Annotated in this window: 18 protein-coding genes; 7 read left to right on the forward strand and 11 right to left on the reverse strand. The window is 68.4% G+C overall.

Features of this window, described 5'->3' with window-relative positions; translation table 11 throughout:
* Positions 1-15 precede the first annotated feature (15 nt).
* From WFH44_RS08510 to WFH44_RS08520, 3 genes are read right to left on the reverse strand one after another with little or no spacing between them, the layout of a single operon-like run.
* Positions 16-867, reverse strand: a complete 852-nt coding sequence (locus tag WFH44_RS08510) for a transglutaminase family protein (protein WP_336713296.1) — start codon at positions 865-867, stop codon at positions 16-18.
* Positions 864-1,790 (reverse strand): alpha-E domain-containing protein, encoded by a 927-nt coding sequence (locus WFH44_RS08515; RefSeq protein ID WP_336713297.1) that lies wholly within the window; start codon positions 1,788-1,790, stop codon positions 864-866. Before WFH44_RS08515 ends, WFH44_RS08510 begins: the two co-directional genes overlap by 4 nt.
* 37 nt (positions 1,791-1,827) lie before the next feature.
* On the reverse strand, positions 1,828-3,378 hold the full coding sequence (locus tag WFH44_RS08520; protein WP_336713298.1) for a circularly permuted type 2 ATP-grasp protein: 1,551 nt from the start codon (positions 3,376-3,378) through the stop codon (positions 1,828-1,830).
* 88 nt (positions 3,379-3,466) lie between these two features.
* Here WFH44_RS08520 and WFH44_RS08525 point away from each other — a divergent pair, with 88 nt between their 5' ends.
* The 3 genes from WFH44_RS08525 (at position 3,467) to WFH44_RS08535 (ending at position 8,794) form a co-directional block, all read left to right on the forward strand.
* Positions 3,467-4,513, forward strand: a complete 1,047-nt coding sequence (locus WFH44_RS08525) for a YeiH family protein (RefSeq protein WP_442892889.1) — start codon at positions 3,467-3,469, stop codon at positions 4,511-4,513.
* A 41-nt stretch (positions 4,514-4,554) separates the two neighbouring features.
* The gene (gene pepN / locus WFH44_RS08530) at positions 4,555-7,176 is read left to right on the forward strand and encodes an aminopeptidase N (protein WP_336713300.1); all 2,622 of its coding nucleotides are present in this window, start codon (positions 4,555-4,557) and stop codon (positions 7,174-7,176) included.
* Between the two features lie 160 nt (positions 7,177-7,336).
* Positions 7,337-8,794: a CotH kinase family protein gene (locus WFH44_RS08535; protein WP_336713301.1), complete on the forward strand. Its 1,458-nt coding sequence runs from the start codon at positions 7,337-7,339 to the stop codon at positions 8,792-8,794.
* Between the two features lie 9 nt (positions 8,795-8,803).
* On the opposite strand, the gene WFH44_RS08540 is transcribed toward WFH44_RS08535, so the two are convergent.
* The 5 genes from WFH44_RS08540 to WFH44_RS08560 all read right to left on the reverse strand — a co-directional run bounded on the left by WFH44_RS08540 (position 8,804) and on the right by WFH44_RS08560 (position 12,767).
* Positions 8,804-9,865 (reverse strand): lipoate--protein ligase family protein, encoded by a 1,062-nt coding sequence (locus WFH44_RS08540; RefSeq protein WP_336713302.1) that lies wholly within the window; start codon positions 9,863-9,865, stop codon positions 8,804-8,806.
* Between the two features lie 150 nt (positions 9,866-10,015).
* Complete coding sequence (locus WFH44_RS08545) at positions 10,016-10,270, reverse strand: type B 50S ribosomal protein L31 (protein WP_262104449.1); 255 nt, start codon at positions 10,268-10,270, stop codon at positions 10,016-10,018.
* Positions 10,271-10,365: 95 nt separating this feature from the next.
* A complete protein-coding gene (locus tag WFH44_RS08550; RefSeq protein WP_336713303.1) occupies positions 10,366-11,190 on the reverse strand; it encodes a TrmH family RNA methyltransferase in 825 nt (274 codons plus the stop codon).
* Positions 11,187-11,963, reverse strand: a complete 777-nt coding sequence (locus WFH44_RS08555; RefSeq protein WP_336713304.1) for a sulfite exporter TauE/SafE family protein — start codon at positions 11,961-11,963, stop codon at positions 11,187-11,189. The genes WFH44_RS08550 and WFH44_RS08555 overlap by 4 nt, the downstream gene beginning before the upstream one ends.
* A gap of 15 nt (positions 11,964-11,978) precedes the next feature.
* Positions 11,979-12,767: an ABC transporter ATP-binding protein gene (locus tag WFH44_RS08560; protein WP_336713305.1), complete on the reverse strand. Its 789-nt coding sequence runs from the start codon at positions 12,765-12,767 to the stop codon at positions 11,979-11,981.
* 122 nt (positions 12,768-12,889) lie between these two features.
* Between WFH44_RS08560 and serB the strand changes: the two genes are divergently transcribed.
* A complete protein-coding gene (gene serB, locus WFH44_RS08565; RefSeq protein ID WP_336713306.1) occupies positions 12,890-13,783 on the forward strand; it encodes a phosphoserine phosphatase SerB in 894 nt (297 codons plus the stop codon).
* 42 nt (positions 13,784-13,825) lie between these two features.
* Here the strand turns inward: serB and WFH44_RS08570 are convergent, their stop codons facing one another.
* From WFH44_RS08570 to WFH44_RS08580, 3 genes are all read right to left on the reverse strand, one after another.
* Positions 13,826-15,088, reverse strand: a complete 1,263-nt coding sequence (locus tag WFH44_RS08570; protein WP_336713308.1) for a glycoside hydrolase family 26 protein — start codon at positions 15,086-15,088, stop codon at positions 13,826-13,828.
* A gap of 177 nt (positions 15,089-15,265) precedes the next feature.
* Complete coding sequence (locus WFH44_RS08575) at positions 15,266-16,018, reverse strand: SDR family oxidoreductase (protein ID WP_336713310.1); 753 nt, start codon at positions 16,016-16,018, stop codon at positions 15,266-15,268.
* A gap of 120 nt (positions 16,019-16,138) precedes the next feature.
* Positions 16,139-16,861 carry a beta-ketoacyl-ACP reductase gene (locus WFH44_RS08580; protein ID WP_336713311.1) on the reverse strand — a complete coding sequence of 241 codons (723 nt, stop codon included), beginning with the start codon at positions 16,859-16,861 and terminating at the stop codon, positions 16,139-16,141.
* A gap of 128 nt (positions 16,862-16,989) precedes the next feature.
* On the opposite strand from WFH44_RS08580, the gene WFH44_RS08585 reads away from it, so the two are divergent.
* From WFH44_RS08585 to WFH44_RS08595, 3 genes are read left to right on the forward strand one after another with little or no spacing between them, the layout of a single operon-like run.
* Positions 16,990-17,463 (forward strand): DUF3099 domain-containing protein, encoded by a 474-nt coding sequence (locus tag WFH44_RS08585; protein ID WP_336713312.1) that lies wholly within the window; start codon positions 16,990-16,992, stop codon positions 17,461-17,463.
* Entirely contained in the window at positions 17,460-17,729 is a 270-nt protein-coding gene (locus tag WFH44_RS08590; RefSeq protein WP_336713313.1) for a hypothetical protein, read from the forward strand. Before WFH44_RS08585 ends, WFH44_RS08590 begins: the two co-directional genes overlap by 4 nt.
* Entirely contained in the window at positions 17,726-18,625 is a 900-nt protein-coding gene (locus WFH44_RS08595) for an SURF1 family cytochrome oxidase biogenesis protein (protein WP_336713315.1), read from the forward strand. The genes WFH44_RS08590 and WFH44_RS08595 overlap by 4 nt, the downstream gene beginning before the upstream one ends.
* The last annotated feature ends 12 nt before the right edge of the window (positions 18,626-18,637 follow it).

Raw genomic sequence — 18,637 nt, forward strand, 5'->3', positions numbered from 1 at the left:
TTGTTGGACTCCAGGTCAGGCGAGGCGGGTGACTTCGACCCGTACCTTCAGCCGCGATTTGCCGCCGCCGGACAGCACGCCCCGCAGCGGCGAGACGTCGCGGTAGTCCCGGCCCTTGGCCACAGAGACGTGGAAATCGGTGACCGGGCCCGTATTCGTGGGGTCCCAGCCTCGCCACTCGCCGTCCCACCATTGCAGCCAGGCATGCGACTCGCCCGCGACCTTCTCGCCGATGGCAGCCTGCGGCTTCGGATGCAGGTAGCCGGAGACGTAGCGGGCGGGGATCCCGATGCTCCGCAGGGCGCCGATGCCCAGATGGGCCAGGTCCTGGCAGACCCCCTTGCGGTGCGACCAGACTTCCTCGGCGTTCGACTGCACGCCGGTCACTCCGGGAACGTACTGGACCTCGGCCTTGAGCCAGCCCATGATGGCGTGGGCGGCCTCATGCGGGGCCAGCCCCTCGGTCATCGCCTTCACCAGTTGCCGCACGTCGGGGCCGGGATCGCTGAGCCGGGTCTGCGGCAGCCAGTCCGAGAAGTCATTGACGACGGCGGCGGAACGCAGCACCTCCCAGCCGGCGAGTTCCTCGGCGGACGGAACCTTCTCCGCGCGGTGGACTTCGACCGTGCTCTCGGAGACGACTTCGAGGTAGTCGTGCGGGACCTGCATGTCGAAGGCCGTCACGCGGGTGCCCCAGTAGTCCCGGTAGTGCATGATGAACGCCTGCGCGGGGCTGACGGTCAGGGCGGACTCGAGCACCACCTGGTACGGGTCCGTCAGCGGCGTCATGCGCGCCTCGTTGTAGGACAGCATGACATTGCTGTCGTAGGTGTAGCCGGTTCGGTGCTCAATGCGCAGCCGGGTCATGAAACCTCTCCTACCCAGGACAAGTCGATCGGTTGGGCAAAGTACGTCCGGGTCACGGCGTCCGAGGCCTGGGCACACGACCTCTGCACCCGGTCCATGTGCGCGGGCAGCTCCGCCAGCAGGTCGGCGGGCTGGTGGAACTCTAGGAAGCTGCGGGCCTGCCCGACAATCCGCCGGGCGTCGGTGATGAAGCCGATGCGGCGGTAGGACGGGTCCAGGCGTTCCAGTGCGCGCTCGGCATCGCTCAACGCGTAGACGATGGACCGCGGGAACAGCCGGTCCAGCAGCAGGAACTCGGCGGCCTGCTCCTCGCCGGCGGCCCCGCGGCGGGTGCGCAGGAAGGCTTCGTAGGCACCGGCGCAGCGCAGCATGTTGACCCAGGAAAGCCCGGCGGACAGGACGCCTTGGGTCGACAGCATCCGGGCCGTCATGTCCGCCCGCTCCAGGCTGCGGCCCAGCGCCAGGAACTGCCAGCTCTCGTCGTGGCTCATGGTGGTGTCCGACAGGCCCTTGATCATGGCAGTGCGCTCGAGCACCCAGTGGCAGAACCGGTACGTCCCCACCACGTCCTTCCGGTGCTGGTTCAGCCCGTACCAGGTGGTGTTCAGGCCCTCCCAGAGGCTGGAGGAGACGGTCTCGCGGGCGCGGCGGGCGTTCTCGCGGGCCGCGCCCAGGGCACCGGCGATCGACGTGGTCGTGCCGCGGTCGAAGGCGAGCTTGTTCAGCAGGTCCCCCATCCCGAAGTCCGGCCCGTCCGGCACCGCACCCATGACTCCCAGCAGCTGCCGGGAGACTTGCGCCTGCTCGGCGGTGGGCAGCTGGTTCAGCCGCTCCAGGTTGACGTCGAGGATGCGGGCGGTGCCGTCGGCCCGCTCCACATAGCGGCCGATCCAGAACAGGGACTCGGCGATGCGGCTCAGCATCGGTTCGGACCTCCTTCAAAGGGCATGGAGCATTCTCTCACTGTTCCGGCTCGTGCCGCGGCTCGGGGTCCACCGGCCAGGCGGTGGACTGGGCGGGCGCAACGGCCACCTGTGCCTCGGCGGATTGCCGGGCCAGCTGGGCTGAGTCTTCCGCCAGCACCCAGGTGTCCTTGGATCCGCCGCCCTGGCTGGAATTGACGATCAGCGAGCCTTCTTTCAGCGCCACGCGGGTCAGGCCGCCGGGCAGCACCCAGACGTCGTCGCCGTCGTTGATGGCGAATGGACGCAGGTCCACGTGCCGCGGGCTGAACTGGCCGCCGGACATGGTGGGGACCGTGGAGAGCTGCAGCACGGGCTGGGCGATCCAGCCGCGCGGGTCCTGGAGGACCTTGGCGCGCAGCTCCTCCAGCTCGGCCTTCGAGGCGGCCGGACCGATGACCAGGCCCTTGCCGCCCGAGCCGGCCACCGGCTTGACCACCAGTTCCTCCAGCCGGTCCATTACCTCCTCGCGCGCCTGCGGATCCTCCAGGCGGAAGGTGTCCACGTTGGGCACGATGGGTTCCTCGCCCAGGTAGTAGCGGATGAGGTCCGGCACGTAGCTGTAGACCAGTTTGTCGTCGGCCACGCCGTTGCCGATCGCGTTGGCGATCGTGACGTTGCCGGCCCGGGCGGCGTTGACGATGCCCGGGCAGCCGAGCACCGAGTCGGAGCGGAACTGCTGCGGGTCCAGGAACTCGTCGTCGATCCGCTTGTAGATCACGTCCACGCGCTGCTCCCCCGCCGTCGTCCGCATGTAGACGCGGTTCGCGCGGCAGATGAGGTCCCGTCCCTCCACCAGCTCCACGCCCATCAGGCCGGCCAGCAGCGTGTGTTCGAAGTACGCGCTGTTGTACACGCCGGGGGTGAGTACGACGACGGTCGGGTCCTCCGCGCCGGAGGGCGCGGTCTTGCGCAGGGCCGTCAGCAGCCGCCGGGGGTAGTCGTCGACCGGGCGTACCGGCTGCTGGCCGAAGGCCTCGGGCAGGCCCTTGGCCATGGCCCGGCGGTTCTCGATCACGTAGCTGACGCCGCTCGGCACGCGGACGTTGTCCTCGAGCACCCGGAACGTGCCGGCCTCGTCCCGGACCAGGTCGATGCCGGAGACGTGGATCCGGACCCCGCCGGCAGGATCGAAACCGGACACCTGCCGGTGGAAATGGTCGCTGGAGGTGATCAGGCTGCGCGGCACCACGCCGTCGGACACCGCCGACATCCGGTCGTAGACGTCGTCCAGGAAGGCTTCCAGGGCGCGCACGCGCTGCGATACGCCGCGTTCGAGCACCTGCCAGGTGTCGGCGGAGATAACCCGCGGCACCAGGTCGATGGGGAACGGCCGCTCCTCGCCGGCAAAGTCGAAAGTCACGCCGCGGTCGAGGAAGGTGCGCGCCATCGAGTCGGCCCGGGCCGTGACGTCCGCCAGAGTCAGCTCGCCCAGCGTGGAGGCCACCTGCGCATACTCCGCACGCGGCACCTGGCCGGCGCCGAACATTTCGTCGTAGGCAGTGCTGCGTGTGGCGGCATGGGCGTAGTCCGCAAACAGATCCGACATAGCCCAAAGCGTTTCACGTCCGGACCTCGCGTGCCCACTTTTACGCGCCAATAGCGTGTTGCGCGTGCCGTACGGCACAGTAGCTTCTGTGCCTGAGACGAGTTCCGTGCCTTCCGACCCTGCGCCCCGGGCTGCCGAGCGCGGCGCCGGTCGGTGGCTGCCGTTGCTTCCGGGCCTGCTGCTGGCCGTAGCCGCGGCGGCTGCCGCCTATGCCGCGCACCTGCTCCTGCCGGCCGTTCCGGCCATGAGCTTCGCCGTGGTGCTGGGCGTCCTGGTGGCCAACCTGCCCGGCCTTCGGACGGCGGCGGGCGGGACGGCGCGGCCTGGCCTGGCGTTTTCCGCCCGTGCGCTGCTCCGGGCCGGGATCGTCCTGCTGGGCCTGAAGCTGTCGCTGGGCGCTCTGGCGCAGCTGGGCGTCGGCGGCCTGCTGCTGATCACGGGCGTGGTCGCGGCGGCCTTCGCCGGGACCTACCTGCTCGCCCGCGCCTTCAGGCTGGGCGGCGACCAGCCCCTGCTGCTGGCGGCTGGCTTCTCGATCTGCGGCGTCTCCGCCATCGGTGCGGTCGCGGCGGCCCGCGGGAGCCGGGGTCAGGATGTCGCCGTACCCGTGGCCCTGGTGACGCTGTGCGGTTCGCTGGCCATCGTTGTCCTGCCGGCCATCATGGTGGCGGCGGACCTGCCGGCGGAGCTCTTCGGCGTCTGGGTGGGCAGCTCCGTCCACGACGTGGGCCAGGTCGTGGCCACGGCCCAGACCGCCGGGACCGCGGCACTGGGGGCCGCCGTCGTCGTTAAGCTGGCGCGCGTGCTGCTGCTGGCACCGATTGTGGCCGGGGTGGCCTGGCACCGCCGCAGCACCGCACCGGATGCCGGACGGCCGCCGCTGGTGCCGCCGTTCATTGCCGGTTTCGCGGCGATGGTCCTGCTGGGCAGCTCCGGCTGGCTGCCGCCGGACATGCTGGACGCGGCCGCGACGCTGCAGGACTGGCTGCTGGCGATGGCGTTGTTCGGCCTCGGGACGGGCATTCGGGTGCGGGAGCTGGCGCGCGGTTCCGTCGCCTCGCTGGCCGTCGCCCTGCTGGCCTGGCTGCTGATCGCCGCCCTGGGGCTGGGCGCCGCGCGGCTCATCGTCGGCTGAGCGTCCGCGGCGGCGCAGCGGGGCGTGATTGAATGGGCCGGATGACTCATGGGAACCTTAGCCGCGCGGAGGCACGAACGCGCTCGGAACTGATCGAAGTGGACAGCTACGAGGTCAGCCTCGACCTCCGCTCCGCGGAAGACCCGGAGGTTCCGGGGTACGCCTCGGAGACCGTCATCGACTTCAGCTGCAGCTCCCCCGGTGCCGAAACATTCCTGGACTTCATCCACGGCGGCGTGGAAGCCGTGGTCCTCAACGGCGAGCGGCTGGATCCCGCGGCTGTGGTGGACGGGTCCCGGATCCGGCTGCCGGGACTGCAGCGGCGCAACCGGGCCACCGTGGTGGGCACCGCGCTGTACAGCCGCAGCGGCGAGGGCCTGCACCGGTTCACCGATCCCGCGGACGGCAAGACCTACCTGTACACCCAGTACGAACCGGCGGACGCACGCCGGGTGTTCGCGAACTTCGAGCAGCCGGACCTCAAAGGCGTCTTCAGCTTCACCATCACGGCGCCCTCGGGCTGGCAGGTCGCCTCCAACGCCCCGCTCGCCTCGGTGGAGGAACTTCCCGGTTCTCCCGGTTCGCCCGATTCCGCGGTCTGCCGCTTCGAGCCGACGGCCCGGATCTCCACCTACATCACCACCGTGCTGGCCGGGCCGTACCACCGGGCCCAGGACAGCTGGGAGCGAAGGCTGGCGGACGGGAGCCTGCTGCAGGTCCCGCTGGGCGCCTATTGCCGCGCCGCGCTGGCGGACTCCTTCGACGCGGAGCGCATCTTTGCCACCACCAAGCAGGGGCTGGACTTCTTCCACGACCTGTTCGACTACCCCTACCCTTTCGGCAAGTACGAGCAGGCGTTCGTGCCGGAATACAATCTCGGCGCCATGGAGAATCCGGGCCTGGTCACCTTCACCGAGAAGTACGTGTTCACCTCCCGCGCCACGGTTGCCCAGTACCAGGCCCGGGCCAACACGATCATGCACGAGATGGCGCACATGTGGTTCGGGGACCTGGTCACGATGTCCTGGTGGGACGACCTGTGGCTCAAGGAGTCTTTCGCCGACTATATGGGCTCGCTGGCCCTGGTCGAGGCCACCGAGTTCGAAAACGCCTGGGTCACCTTTGCCAACCGCCGCAAGGCCTGGGCCTACGTGCAGGACCAGCTCCCCACCACGCATCCGATCGTCGCCGACATCGTGGACCTGGAGGCGGCTAAACAGAACTTCGACGGCATCACCTACGCCAAGGGCGCCGCGGTGCTCAAGCAACTCGTGGCCTACGTCGGCGCGGACGCCTTCGCCGCGGCGGCGCGCCGCTACTTCCGGCAGCACGAGTACGGCAACACCTCCCTGGCCGACTTCCTGGCGGTGATCAGCGGCGCCTCCGGCCGCGACATGGGCGGGTGGGCGGGGGCCTGGCTGCAGACCTCCGGAATTTCCGCCATCACCCCGGAACTGGAGTACGACGGCGGGAGCCTGGCTGCCGTACGCCTGGTCCAGGAAGCCACGGATCCGGTCACGGGACTACCCGCGGAGCGGCCGCACCGGCTGCGGGTAGGGCTCTACGACTTCGATGCCGACGGCGCACTTGCACGGTCCGGCTCCGTGGAGCTGGACGTCGCCGGACGCGTGACCGAGGTGACCGGGCTCGCGGGCCGCCATGAGCCCGCGCTGCTGCTGGTGAATGACGAGGACCTCAGCTACGTCAAGGTCCGGTTCGATCCGCGCTCCCTGCAGACCGTGCTTGCCTCGCTGGACCGGGTGGCGGATCCGCTGGCCCGGGCGCTGTGCTGGTCCACGCTGTGGGATATGGCGCGCGACGGCCTGCTGGACGCGGAATCGTACCTGGCGGCCGTGGAACGCTTCGCCCGGGCCGAGACGGACAACGGCGTCCTGCAGATGCTCTTGGACTGTGCGCGGACGGCCTTGGAACGCTATGCGCCCGCCGCGGAGCGTGACAGCCTCCGGCGCCGCGTCGCCACGTTCCTGCGCACGGAGCTGGAGGCTGCGGAGCCGGGAAGCGACCACCAACTGGCGTGGGCCCGCTGCCTGGCGGCCGTCGGCCGGGCGGATCCGGCCGGTGCGGACTACCTCGCCGCATTGCTGGACGGCTCCTCGGCACCGGAGGGTCTCGCCATGGATGCGGACCTCCGGTGGCGGCTGTGGCAGGCGCTGGCGGCGACCGGCCGCGCCGACGCCTCCCGGCTGGAGGCGGAGCTGGAGCGGGACCTGACGGCGTCGGGCCGCGCCGGCTTCACGGCCGCCATGTGTGCCCGCCCCGAACCGGCCGTCAAGGCCAAGGCCTGGGAGGACGCCGTCGCCGGTTCGCAACTGTCCAATGAGCTGCTGGACGCCACGATCGACGGCTTCGGGGCCGCCGGGCACGGGTTGCTGGCTCCCTTCATCGATCAGTACTTCCGGAGTATCGAGGGCGTGTGGCAGCGGCAGAGCATCGAACTGGCCAGCCGGGTCGTCCGCGGCCTGTATCCCCTGCAGCAGGACCTGGCCGAGGGCCAGGCACCCGAACTGCATCCCGTCGTCGTCCGCACCGATGAGTGGCTCGGGCGGCATCCCGGTGCCCCGGCGGCGCTCCGGCGCATCGTCGTCGAGCAGCGGGACCATCTGCTGCGCGCCCTGAGGGCGCAGCAGGCCGCAGCAAAATAAGGACCCCGCGCCTTCGGCGGGCCGTGCGGGCCGGACCTGCGCCTGGGGTCCGGAAGAGCCGCGGGATCGGGTCATACCCGGCGCAGGGTTCGGGCACAGAAACGGCACAGCTCTAGGCACGAAGCTGGGAGACATCCATTCGGCGAGCCTAGAAGGACCCATGCGACGTTTCCCCACCACGATTCTTTCGGCATCCGCCCTTGCCCTAACGCTGGCCTTGTCCGGGTGCGGCGTCGGGGCGGCGACAGACTCCCCGGCGGCTGGGACATCGGCTGCGCCATCGTCCACCGGCTCCGGTTCGGATGCGGCGGAGGGCGCTTCTGCGGCTACCAGGGACTCCTTCTTTGCCGACGGCGTGTCCCACCGGATCAGCGTTGCCTGGGAGGAATCCGACTATGCCGACATGGTCGCGGCCTACGAAGCGGATGGGTCCAAGGAATGGATGCCGGCCGACATCACCATCGATGGGACCGTGGTGTCCAACGTGGGCGTGCGGCTCAAGGGCAATTCGACCTTGCGCAGCCTCAGCGGCGGAGGCGGCCCAATGGCCGGCAACGCAAACACCTCAAACACCATGGACATCTCCTCCGACGTTCCCGAGTCGCTCCCGCTGCTCATCGACTTCGACAAGTACACGGATGGCCAGACGTACCACGGCCTCACGCAGCTCGCCCTGCGCCCCGGTTCGCCAGCCCTCAACGAGGCCCTTGCCCTGGCCCTGACAGCGGCCAGCGGCCAGGCGACGCAGCGGTACGCCTACACCACCTATTCCGTGAACGGCAGCCCGACCCAGACCCGGCTGCTGGTGGAGAATCCCGACGAAACCTACGCCGATTCCCTCTTCGACACAGCCGGCGTGCTCTACAAGTCGGATGCGGAATCCAGCTTCACGTACCAGGGCGACGACCTCGCAACGTACGAAGAGCAGTTCAAACAGCTCAACGCCGAGGGCAGCGAAGACGTGCAGCCCATCGTCGACTTCCTCAAATGGCTCTCGGAAGCCAGCGACGAGGAGTTCGATGCCGAATTGTCCGACTGGGTGGATATTGAATCCTTTGCCCGCTACACCGCCACCATGAACCTCCTGGTCAACGGCGACGACATGGCAGGACCGGGCCAGAACTATTACCTCTGGTACGACCTGCAGTCGAAGAAGATTTCCGTCGTTTCGTGGGACCTCAACCTCGCCATGACGGGGGACGCCGCGGCGTCCCCCGATGAGCAGCTCACCATCGGAGGGGGCGGCGGAGCGATGCCGCCTGGGCAGGATGATGCTGCCGGGACACCTCCGGGAGGCTTCGATCCCGGCAACGATCCGGGCATCGCGCCCGGCGCCAACGAAAGCGGCGGCGGGATGGCAGGAGGCGGCGGCCGGGGAGGCAACGAGCTGAAGGAGCGGTTCCTGGCATCGGAGGCGTTCCGGCCCGCCTATGAGGCCGCCTACGCAGACCTCTACCACCGGATGTACGGGGACGGAACCGCCACCGAACTCCTGGACGAGATCGCGTCCGCTGTGCCGTCCAGCGACGGCCTCACCGCGGAGGAGCTGGCGGACCAGTCCGCGACGCTGCAGACCTTCATCGACGAACGGACGGCAGCGCTCGCAGACGAGGTGTAAGCGGGCGCGCTACGGCACGCGGTGCAGCCACTCCCCGGTGGCGAACTTGGCCTCTACGAGGTCCTTGGCGGCCGCCAGTTCCTCGTCGGTGATGGCAGAATCCGAGGCGCCGTAGCGGTCCCGGAACGTGTCCATCATGGTGCCGATGATGGATTCCCGGTCCAGTCCGGTCTGGCGCCGGAGCGGATCCACCCGCTTCTTCGCGCTGGCAATGCCCTTGTCCGAGATCTTTTCCTTGCCGATCCGCAGGACGTCGGTCATCTTGTCGGCATCGATGTCGTAGGACATCGTCACATGGTGCAGCATGGCGCCGTTGCCCAGGCGTTTCTGGGCGGCGCCGCCGATCTTGCCCTCCGGCGTCGCAATATCGTTCAACGGCTGGTAGAAGGCCTCCACGCCGACCTTCTCCAGCGCCGCCATGGTCCACGCGTCCAGGAACGCGTACGATGCCTCGAACGACAGGCCGTCCACGAGGGTCTGCGGAAGGTAGAGCGAATACGTGATGGCGTTGCCGTGTTCCATGAACATCGCCCCGCCGCCGGTGATCCTGCGGACCACGGTCACGCCATGGCGTTCGGCCCCGTCGGCGTCTACTTCATTCCTGACCGACTGGAAGCTGCCGATCACCACGGAGGGCTCGTCCCAGTCCCAGATCCGCATGGTCGGCTGGCGTTTGCCCTCCCCCACCCGGCGGGTCAGCACCTCGTCAAGGGCCACGTTGAGGTGGATCGGCAGCACCTGCGGACCGATGAGCTGCCAGTCGTGGTCCCGCCAGCCGGTGGCCTTCGCCAGGGCCCGGCGCACCGCTGTGGCCACCGCTGGCGCGGAAAATCCGAAGAGCACCACGTCGGGAGACAGGGCCGCCTCGACGGCCGCCGCATAGTCGGCATGGGAACCATCGGCGGCCATGCCGTTCAGCGCGGCGTTGATATCGTCCAGCGCCTCGTCCGGTTCGAGGAAGAAATCGCCGCTGACGGAGACATTGGCCAGCCGGCCTGCTTCCTCGTCGAGGTCGACCACGACGAGCTTGCCGCCGTGGACCTTGTATTCACCGTGCCGGTGACCGGACATTCCGAGCTCCTTGCCAGTCTGCTTCGCGCCGCGGACGAACGCCGCCGGCTCTTTAGTCATACCACCGCGCGGGGTGCGGGTTAAAAGCGGCGGTCCGCACCAGAGTGGACTGGTGCGGACCGCCGTCGCTCAAATCTGCGGGCGAAGAAGTTACTTCTTGCCGAAGCCCTTGAAGCGGGCGTTGAAGCGCTCGACACGGCCGGCGGTGTCCATGATGCGCTGCTTGCCGGTGTAGAACGGGTGCGACTCGGAGGAGATTTCAACCTCGATCAGCGGGTAGGTGTTGCCGTCTTCCCACTCAACAGTCTTGCTGGAACCAACAGTGGACTTGGTCAGGAAGGAAACGCCGGAGGCAAGGTCGCGGAAGACAACCGGGGCGTATGCCGGGTGGATATCAGACTTCATGTGGAATCCTTTGAACACGCCCCTGGATTTTGCCAGCGGCTTTAAGGGATGGAAAACGGTTGGCCCATGGCAGGCCAGCAACCCATCCTACCGCATCAGCCGCCGATGCCGGAAACCTCGGGGCGGCATGCCCAGAAGGCCACGGCGCTGGCGGCCGCCACGTTCAGCGAATCCACTCCGGCGCGCATCGGGATCATCACCTTCAGGTCGGCTTGCTCCAGGGTCTCCGGCAGCATGCCGGCGCCCTCCGTTCCGAGGATGAGGGCCAGCCGGTCGAACGTACGGGACTCAAGTTCATCCAGGGTGATGGCATCCTCGGTCAGCTCAAGCGCCGCCGTCGTAAATCCCTGCTCCTTGAGGACACGCAGTCCGGCCGGCCATTCCGGCAGGCGCGCCCACGGGACCTGGAAGACCGTGCCCATGCTGACCCGGATGCTGCGGCGGTAGAGCGGGTCGGCGCAGCGCGGGCTGATCAGGACGGCATCCATGCCCATCGCGGCGGCCGAGCGGAAGATCGCGCCGACATTCGTATGGTCCACGATGTCCTCCAGCACCGCGACGCGGCGCGCGCCGGCCACTACCGCCGCGGGATCGCGGGGCGCCGGGCGGTGCATGGCGGCCATGGCTCCGCGATGCAGATGGAAGCCGGTGATGGCTTCAAGCACATCCGGAGTGCCAACGAAGACGGGCACCTCCGGGAAGAGGCCGATGACATCGCGCAGGTCCTCGAGCCACTTTTCGGCGAGGAAGAACGATCTCGGCCGGTGGCCCGCAGCGATGGCCCGGCGCAGCACCTTGGAGCTCTCCGCGATGTACATCCCCTCGGCCGGCTCGCGGCGGCGTCGCAGGGCGGTGTCCGTCAGCTGGGTGTAGTCGGCGACCAGCGGATCATCCGCGCTCTCCAGGTAGTGCAGGTTCATGCCACGAGTTCCGAGACCATGACGAAGAGGGCAACGAGGCCGAGGGCGACGATGACGCCGCGCAGGACCACCGGCTTCAGGCGCCGGCCCACGGCCGTGCCGATCAGCGCGCCGACCAGCGAGCTCACCGCGATCACCAGCACGATCTGCCAGTTGATGCGGTCGAACGCGAAGATCATGTAGGAGATGCCGGCGATAATGTTCACGCCGAGCACCAGCACGTTCTTGACGGCATTGGCCTGCTGCAGCGTGCCGTGCAGGAAGATGCCGAGGATCCCGACGAGCAGGATGCCCTGGGCCGCGACGAAGTAGCCGCCGTAGACGCCGGCGAAGTAGATCAGGAACAGCAGCACCAGCGGCTGGCTCCGGGTCCGTGCCTGCGCGGCCTGCCGCTCCCGCACCCAGGCCTGCAGCTTGGGCTGGAAGATGACGAACAGCAGCGCCAGCACAATCAGGAACGGCGCGGCGATGCCGAAGACTTCCTCCGGCAGGTTCAGCAGCAGCGCCGCGCCCGTGATGCCGCCGAGCAGAGATGCCGGCAGCAGCATCTTCAGCGTCCCGCTGAGCCCGCGCAGCTCCCGACGGTACCCGTAGACTCCGCCGAAGTTGCCGGCGATGAGGCCCATCGCGTTGGAAATGGTCGCGGTCACCGGGGGGAAGCCGAGCGCCACCAGGACGGGGAACGTAACGAGCGTGCCGGAGCCGACGATGCTGTTGATGGTGCCGGCCCAGAGCCCGGCCAGGGCAATAACAAGCGCCTGGACTAAGTCCATAAAGTCAGTACCGGCTCAGGCGCGGCGCGCAACGGCCGTGTACCGGCCGCCGTCGTTCTTGACCTCGAGCGGCATGTCGAAGGCAGTGCTGAGGTTCTCTTCGGTGAGCACCTCATCGATGGGCCCCTGCGCCACCACGCCACCTTCGCGCAGCAGCATGGCGTGGGTGAAGCCCGGGGGCACCTCCTCCAGGTGGTGCGTCACGAGCACCAGCGCCGGAGCATCCTCGTCAGCTGCGAGCTGGCTGAGCCTGTGGACGAGGTCCTCGCGGCCGGCAAGGTCCAGCCCCGCGCCGGGTTCATCGAGCAGCAGCAGCTCCGGGTCCGCCATCAGCGCGCGGGCGATCTGCACCCGCTTGCGTTCGCCCTCGCTCAGCGTGGCGAAGCGGCGGTTGAGGAAGGTGGACATCCCCCACTGGCCCAGCAGGCGGAACGCCCGGCGCTCGTCCTGCTTCTCGTAGGCCTCGCGCCAGCGGCCGGTCACGCCGTAGGAGGCGGTAACGACGACGTTCAGCACGGTTTCCTGCTCCGGAATCTGGTTGGCCAGCGCCGCGGAGGCCAGGCCGATCCGCGGGCGGAGCTCGAACACGTCGACGGATCCCATGACCTCTTCGAGGATCCCGGCCACGCCGCGGGTTGGATGCAGCCGGGCGCCGGCGATCTGCAGCAGCGTGGTCTTCCCGGCGCCGTTCGGGCCCAGGATGACCCACCGCTCGCCTTCCTTGACTTGCCAGTCCACGTTGTCCAACAGGGTTTTCCGCCCGCGGACAACGCTGACCCCGGCAAATTCAAGAACATCACTCATGCTTCTAGACACTAGGCTAAGAAAGGCAGCATTCGCCAAACGCTACGCCGGTGGCCCGGCGATTGGCCCCCCGCTGATTTCCACGGCGCCCCGCGCGCCCGACAGACAAGGACTTCCCCCGCATGCTTTCGCTCTTCCGCGTTGTCTCCTACGGGCTCAAGCTCACCGACGAGTACCTGGTGGCGGTCCAGCAGGCCCTTTCCGCGGCCGGCGGCATCATTGTGGAGCTCGAAAACTTCGACAATGGGCGTTTCCAGGCCACGGTGCACGCCGTGGGGTACGACGGCGACCTGGAGTCCGGTCTCCTGGCGTTGCGGGCGGCGGTCCAGCCGGTCATCACAAGCTCCATCGGCACGGCGGTCCTGCCCGCGGAGCTGGCCGGCCCGAAACGCAAGCTGCTGATCATGGATGTCGATTCCACCCTGATCAAGCAGGAGGTCATCGAGCTGCTCGCCGAGCACGCCGGGAAGCGGGACGAGGTCGCCGCGCTGACCGATGCCGCGATGCGCGGCGAACTGGACTTTGCCGAGAGCCTGCATGCCCGCGTCGGGACCCTGCGCGACCTGCCGCTGGAGGTCATCGATCGGGTCCATGGTGCGGTTGAGCTCACCGACGGAGCCGCCGAACTGGTCGAGGCGTTCCTCAACGCCGGCCACGTCGTCGGGGTGGTCTCCGGCGGATTCAGCCAGATCCTCGACCCGCTGGCCGCGGAGCTGAGGCTGGACTACTGGCACGCGAACCTGCTGGGCACCACGGACGGCGCCCTGACCGGCGTCGTCGAGGGGGACGTCGTGGACCGCGCCGCGAAAGAGGCTTCGCTGCGTGCCTGGGCCAAGGCCGAGCACATCGACATGGCACAGACCATCGCGGTCGGCGACGGCGCCAACGACCTGGATATGCTCGCCGCCGCCGGTCTCGGCGTGGCCTTCAACGCGAAACCGGCCGTCCGGGAAGCCGCGGACGCCGCCGTCAACATCCCCTACCTGGACGTCGTCCGGTACTTCGCCGGGGTCTGATCCGGCGACAGTATCCGAAAAGCGCCGCAGTTCAGCCGCCGTTCAGCCGCGGCGGGCCGCCAGTGCCGCCCGGAGCGCGTCCGCCGAGCTTTGGCTGCTGTCGATCCGCCAGTCGGTTTCCTTGTTGAAGTGGAACCACACCACGGCAGTGATGTCCGGCTGCTGCGCCAGGTAATAGACCAGGTCCGCATTCCAGGTGGCTTTCGAGCCGCCCTGTTCGGCCGATGACGTCTCCGCGATCAGGATGGGTTTGCCCGGAGCCAGCGAACGCACCTGGCCGAGGCCGTCGGCGAAGAGCTCCCACGGCTGGGTCCACTTGCTCCAGTCCGCCGAGGTGCCCCAGTTGTAGCCGTCCAGGGCCACCGCGTCGACGTAGCCCGGTCCGGGATAGAGCCCGTCGAGCGGCGTCGACCCCCAGTAGGGCACGTTGGGATTCCACACCCACTGCACGTTGGCGGCTCCCGTCGAGCTGACGACGTCGTGGACGTGCCGCCAGGCCGCCGCGTAGTCGCCGGCGCCGTTGCCGTTGACGCCTTCCGACCAGGGGTACCAGTTGCCGTTCATCTCGTGGCCGAACCGCAGGTAGACGGGGTGGCCCCATTGGGCGAGGGCGGTGCCCCATTGCCGGAGGTAGGCGTCGAAGTCCCCGGCTGCGATCCGGTCCAGCGAGTAGGCGGGCTGTTCCGTTCCGCCGCCCCAGGCCCATGGTTCCCAGGTCAGCAGCGTCACCGCGCCGCGGGCCCGCACCGCGTCCAGCTCGGCCACCGGCGGCGCCTGCCGGAAGTCCTTGTAGGACAGGATCACGGACGGGGCCTCCCCCGACATCGCGGCGACGGCATCCAGCTCGCCTTGCGCCAGCGGGCCTCCCGGTGTGCCGACCCCGAAGCGCAGTCGTGCGGTGCTGACCCCCGGCAGGGCGGCTGCCGTGTCGAGCGCCGCCACCTGCTGTTCCTCTTCGGTCACGGAGGGGCTGCTGTAGGTGACCGTGAACATCGCAGAGGCGGCGGCAACGCCCGCGCGCGCCTCAATCCGCAGCGAAGCATCGGCGGCGTCGGGGATCACGATGGACGTCTTGAAATACCCCGAAGCGGACGTCGTGAAGGCCTGTTGGCCGGTACCGGCGGACACGGTTCCCGCGGTCTTCTTCGGGAAACTTGTCCCGGTGACGGTGACCGTGGTCCCGGCGGGCCCGGAGTAGTCGCTGAGCGTGATGGCCGCTGCCGCCGCCTGCGACGGGAGCGCGCCGCAGAGCATGGATAGTGCCAGCGCCAGCACGGCGCATAGAGCTGCGCAGGTACGCCGCATTGTTCCCCCAAAGATAGCTCCGCACGACTTCCCTTCCGGTGCGGCTAAACATTTGATCATAGTGCACTCCGCGGGGTAAGGGAATGGCCGGGTGGCAGGGTCGTGCAGACGACGGTGGCCGCCGCCTGTGCTCATGCACGGGCGGCGGCCACCGGGAAGGGTCCGCCAGAGCGGAAATCAGGCCTGGGCCCGCTGGAACCATTCGGCTCCGCCCACCAGTTCGGTGTGGCCGGAGGGAACGTCCGCGGTGGCCATCTTCGCGATCTCCGCTGCGAATTCCTCGACCGAGTAGAGCTTGCCTGCCGCCTCGCGCCGGGCTTCGATGGCGCCGGGGGCAGCACGGTCCAGCAGCGTCGCCGTCACCGTTCCCTCGATCATGTCTCCCGAGACCACTACCAGGCTGATGCCCTTCTCTTCGAGCGCCGGCAGCTGGGCCCGCAGTGCATCCTCGCCGGCACGCTTGCTCCGGGCGACCGGTTCGTACTCGGGCATGGTGGGCACCGTGTTAATGAAATGGGCCTGGTGGCTGGTGACGAACACGACGCGGGACCCGGCGGGGAGGACAGCCGCCGCGGCCTTGAGCATGTTGACCTGGGCATCGCGGTTGAGCCGCATGGCGTAGTCCTCGCCGAGGCCGGATTCCATGCCGCCGGAGGCATTCAGGACCAGCAGGTCCAGCCCGCCGAAGTTCCCGGTGGCCGCGTCGACCAGGGCCTGTGCCCCTTCGGGCGAGGTCAGGTCGGCGCCCACTGCGACGGCCCTGCCGCCGGCGGCTTCGATCCCGGCCACAACCTTATTGGCGCGGGGTGCCTTCTGCCTGTAGTTGACGACGACGCCGGCCCCCTCAGCCGCCAGCAGTCCGGCCACGGCGGCCCCAACCCCGCGCGAGGATCCTGTCACAATTGCTGCTTTGCCGTCCAAGGCACCCATTCTTGCTCCTAGTCGTCAGGACGTTTGTAGAAATCACCTAATGAAAATGGCTCGCAGACCATACTGCCAGCCTGCGGAGCCTCAAGCTTTGTCCGAATGCGACAAATACCGGTTATGCGGTCAGTGGCCCATTCCCAGTCCGCCGTCGACCGGAATGACCGCGCCGGAGATGTAGCCGGCCTCGTCGCTGGCGATCCAGCGCACGACGTTGGCCACTTCCTCGGGCTCGGCGAAGCGCCCCGCCGGGATGCTGGAGAGGTAGCTCTTCTGGGTGTCCTCGGGGAGCGCCGCCGTCATGTCGGTATTGATGAAACCAGGGGCGACGACGTTGGCGGTGATTCCGCGGGAACCGAGTTCGCGGGTCAGCGAGCGGGCGATCCCGACAAGGCCCGACTTGGAAGCGGCGTAGTTGATCTGCCCCGGTGATCCGTAGAGTCCCACGACGGAGGAAATCAGCACAACACGGCCTTTGCGCAGCCGGATCATGCCCTTGGACGCGCGCTTGACCACCCGGAAAGCGCCGCTCAGATTGGTGTCGATGACGTCGGTGAAATCGTCTTCGCTCATCCGCAGCAGGAGAGTGTCGCGGGTGATGCCGGCGTTGGCAACCAGCACCTCGACCGGGCCGTGGGCCGCCTCGACTTCGGTGAAGGCGGCGTCGATCGAGGAGGCATCAGTCACGTCCGCCTTGACGCCCAGCAGCCCCTCGGGCACGTCGCCGCTGCGGTAGGTGATGGCCACCTTGTCGCCGTTCGCCTGGAATGCGCGCGCGATAGCGAGCCCGATGCCGCGGTTTCCGCCGGTCACCAGGACGCTGCGCCCCGCCTGCTCTTCGTTGCTCACACTAACCTCCGTTGAAAACGCTGATTTGTCCTAGAGCATCCTAGCCCGGCCGCAGGATCCGCAGGCTCGGAGAAGTTCGTTCCTCGGCGGGTGCCGTGGGAGAATTGAAGGAGGTTCTTTGGAGCGTGATGAGTAAGCAGTCAAACGATGATCAGGCCGTCCAGAGCATTACGGACGCGCAGGAGGGCCATACCGACGAGATGCGGCGCCGGATGGTCAAGTACACCATCGCCATGAGCATCCGCCTCGCCTGCCTCCTGCTCTTCTTTTTCGTGGACGGCTGGCTGCGCTGGACGTTCATCGCGGGCGCCGTCTTCCTGCCATGGATCGCCGTGGTCATCGCGAACAGCGGCAGTGACCAGAGCAATCTGCAGCACAGCGACTCGCTCCTCGACCGGGCCCCGGTCGCCGAACTTGAGGCCGGCACGGGCCCGCAGGAGGAAGAGACCGAGGTGCTCGCAGGCGAGGTGATCGACGACGACTCGGGCAGCGGCGGCGGCGCTGCAGGCAGCAGGGGCGCGCCGGGCCGGCCCGGGTTTGATGACGCGTCGGGCAATGAGGGACTGATGGATCAACACAGGAAAGACGGAGACGCAGCGTGAACTTATTCGACCAACTGTCCGGGAACGGACAGCCTATCGCTGTTGCCCCGGTCTGCTCGCGCAAGGGCTGCCGTGCGTCGGCAACCTGGGAGTTGCTCTGGAACAACCCGAAGATCCACACGCCGGAGCGCCGGAAGGCCTGGCTGGCCTGCGATGAGCACCGGGAATGGCTCCAGGAGTACCTGGAACAGCGCGGGCTCTGGCGCGAGACGAAGGCATTCGAGACCCCTGCCGGGGGCAACCCGGGAACGGCGGAGGTGCTGTGAGTTCCTACCGCTTCCTGTTCACCGGCAAGTGGGTCGGCTGGTTCCTCCTCGTGGTCCTGCTCGCGGCCGTCTGCGTGCTGCTGGGCAACTGGCAGATGGACCGCCGCGAACAGGCCCGCGACGTCATTTCCGCCATTGAATCCAACTACGACCGCGCGCCCGTCGAGTTCTCCGCGGCGCCGCAGATCTTCGCAACGGCGGCAGAGGCCGATGAGTGGACGCCGGTCACGCTGCGCGGCGAGTACGACATTGCCGGGCAGCGGATCGTCCGCAACCGCCCTTTGAACGGACGGCCGGGCTACGAAGTCCTCGTGCCGTTCAAGCCGGAATCGGGACCAGCCGTGATCGTCGACCGCGGCTGGCTGCCCATTGGCAACAACCAGGCCGGCCGTCCGGACGACGTGCCGGCGGCCCCCGAAGGGGACGTGACCGTCGTCGTGCGCATGAAGCCAGGCGAGGCGGCTGTCAACCGCGGAGCGCCGGAGGGCCAGCTGGCTTCCATCCGGCTGGAGGACTACGCGGCGGAACTGGACTACCCGGTCTACACCGGCGCCTACGGCATGATGGCCACCGAGGATCCGGCGCCGGCAACGCAGCCCGTCGCGATCCCGAAGCCGGCGATCGACGAGGGGCCGCACCTCTCCTATTCGATGCAGTGGTACGCCTTCGGGCTGCTGTTCTTCGTGGGCTACGGCTACGCGGCGCGGCAGCAGGCGCGGATGGACGAACTGCAGGCCGAGGACGAAGCCCTGGGCTTCCACGAGGCCAATCCCGCGCGGCGGACGGCGGCCCCCAAACGGCGGCGGAACCGCCCCACCGCGGAGGAGGAAGAGGACGCGCTGCTCGATGCCCAGGGCTTCCGCACGGACGGCTCGCTGCTCAGCCGAGACGACTAGCTACTGCACGGC

It is taken from the genome of Arthrobacter sp. USHLN218 (assembly GCF_037144715.1).
GTDB lineage: Bacteria > Actinomycetota > Actinomycetes > Actinomycetales > Micrococcaceae > Crystallibacter.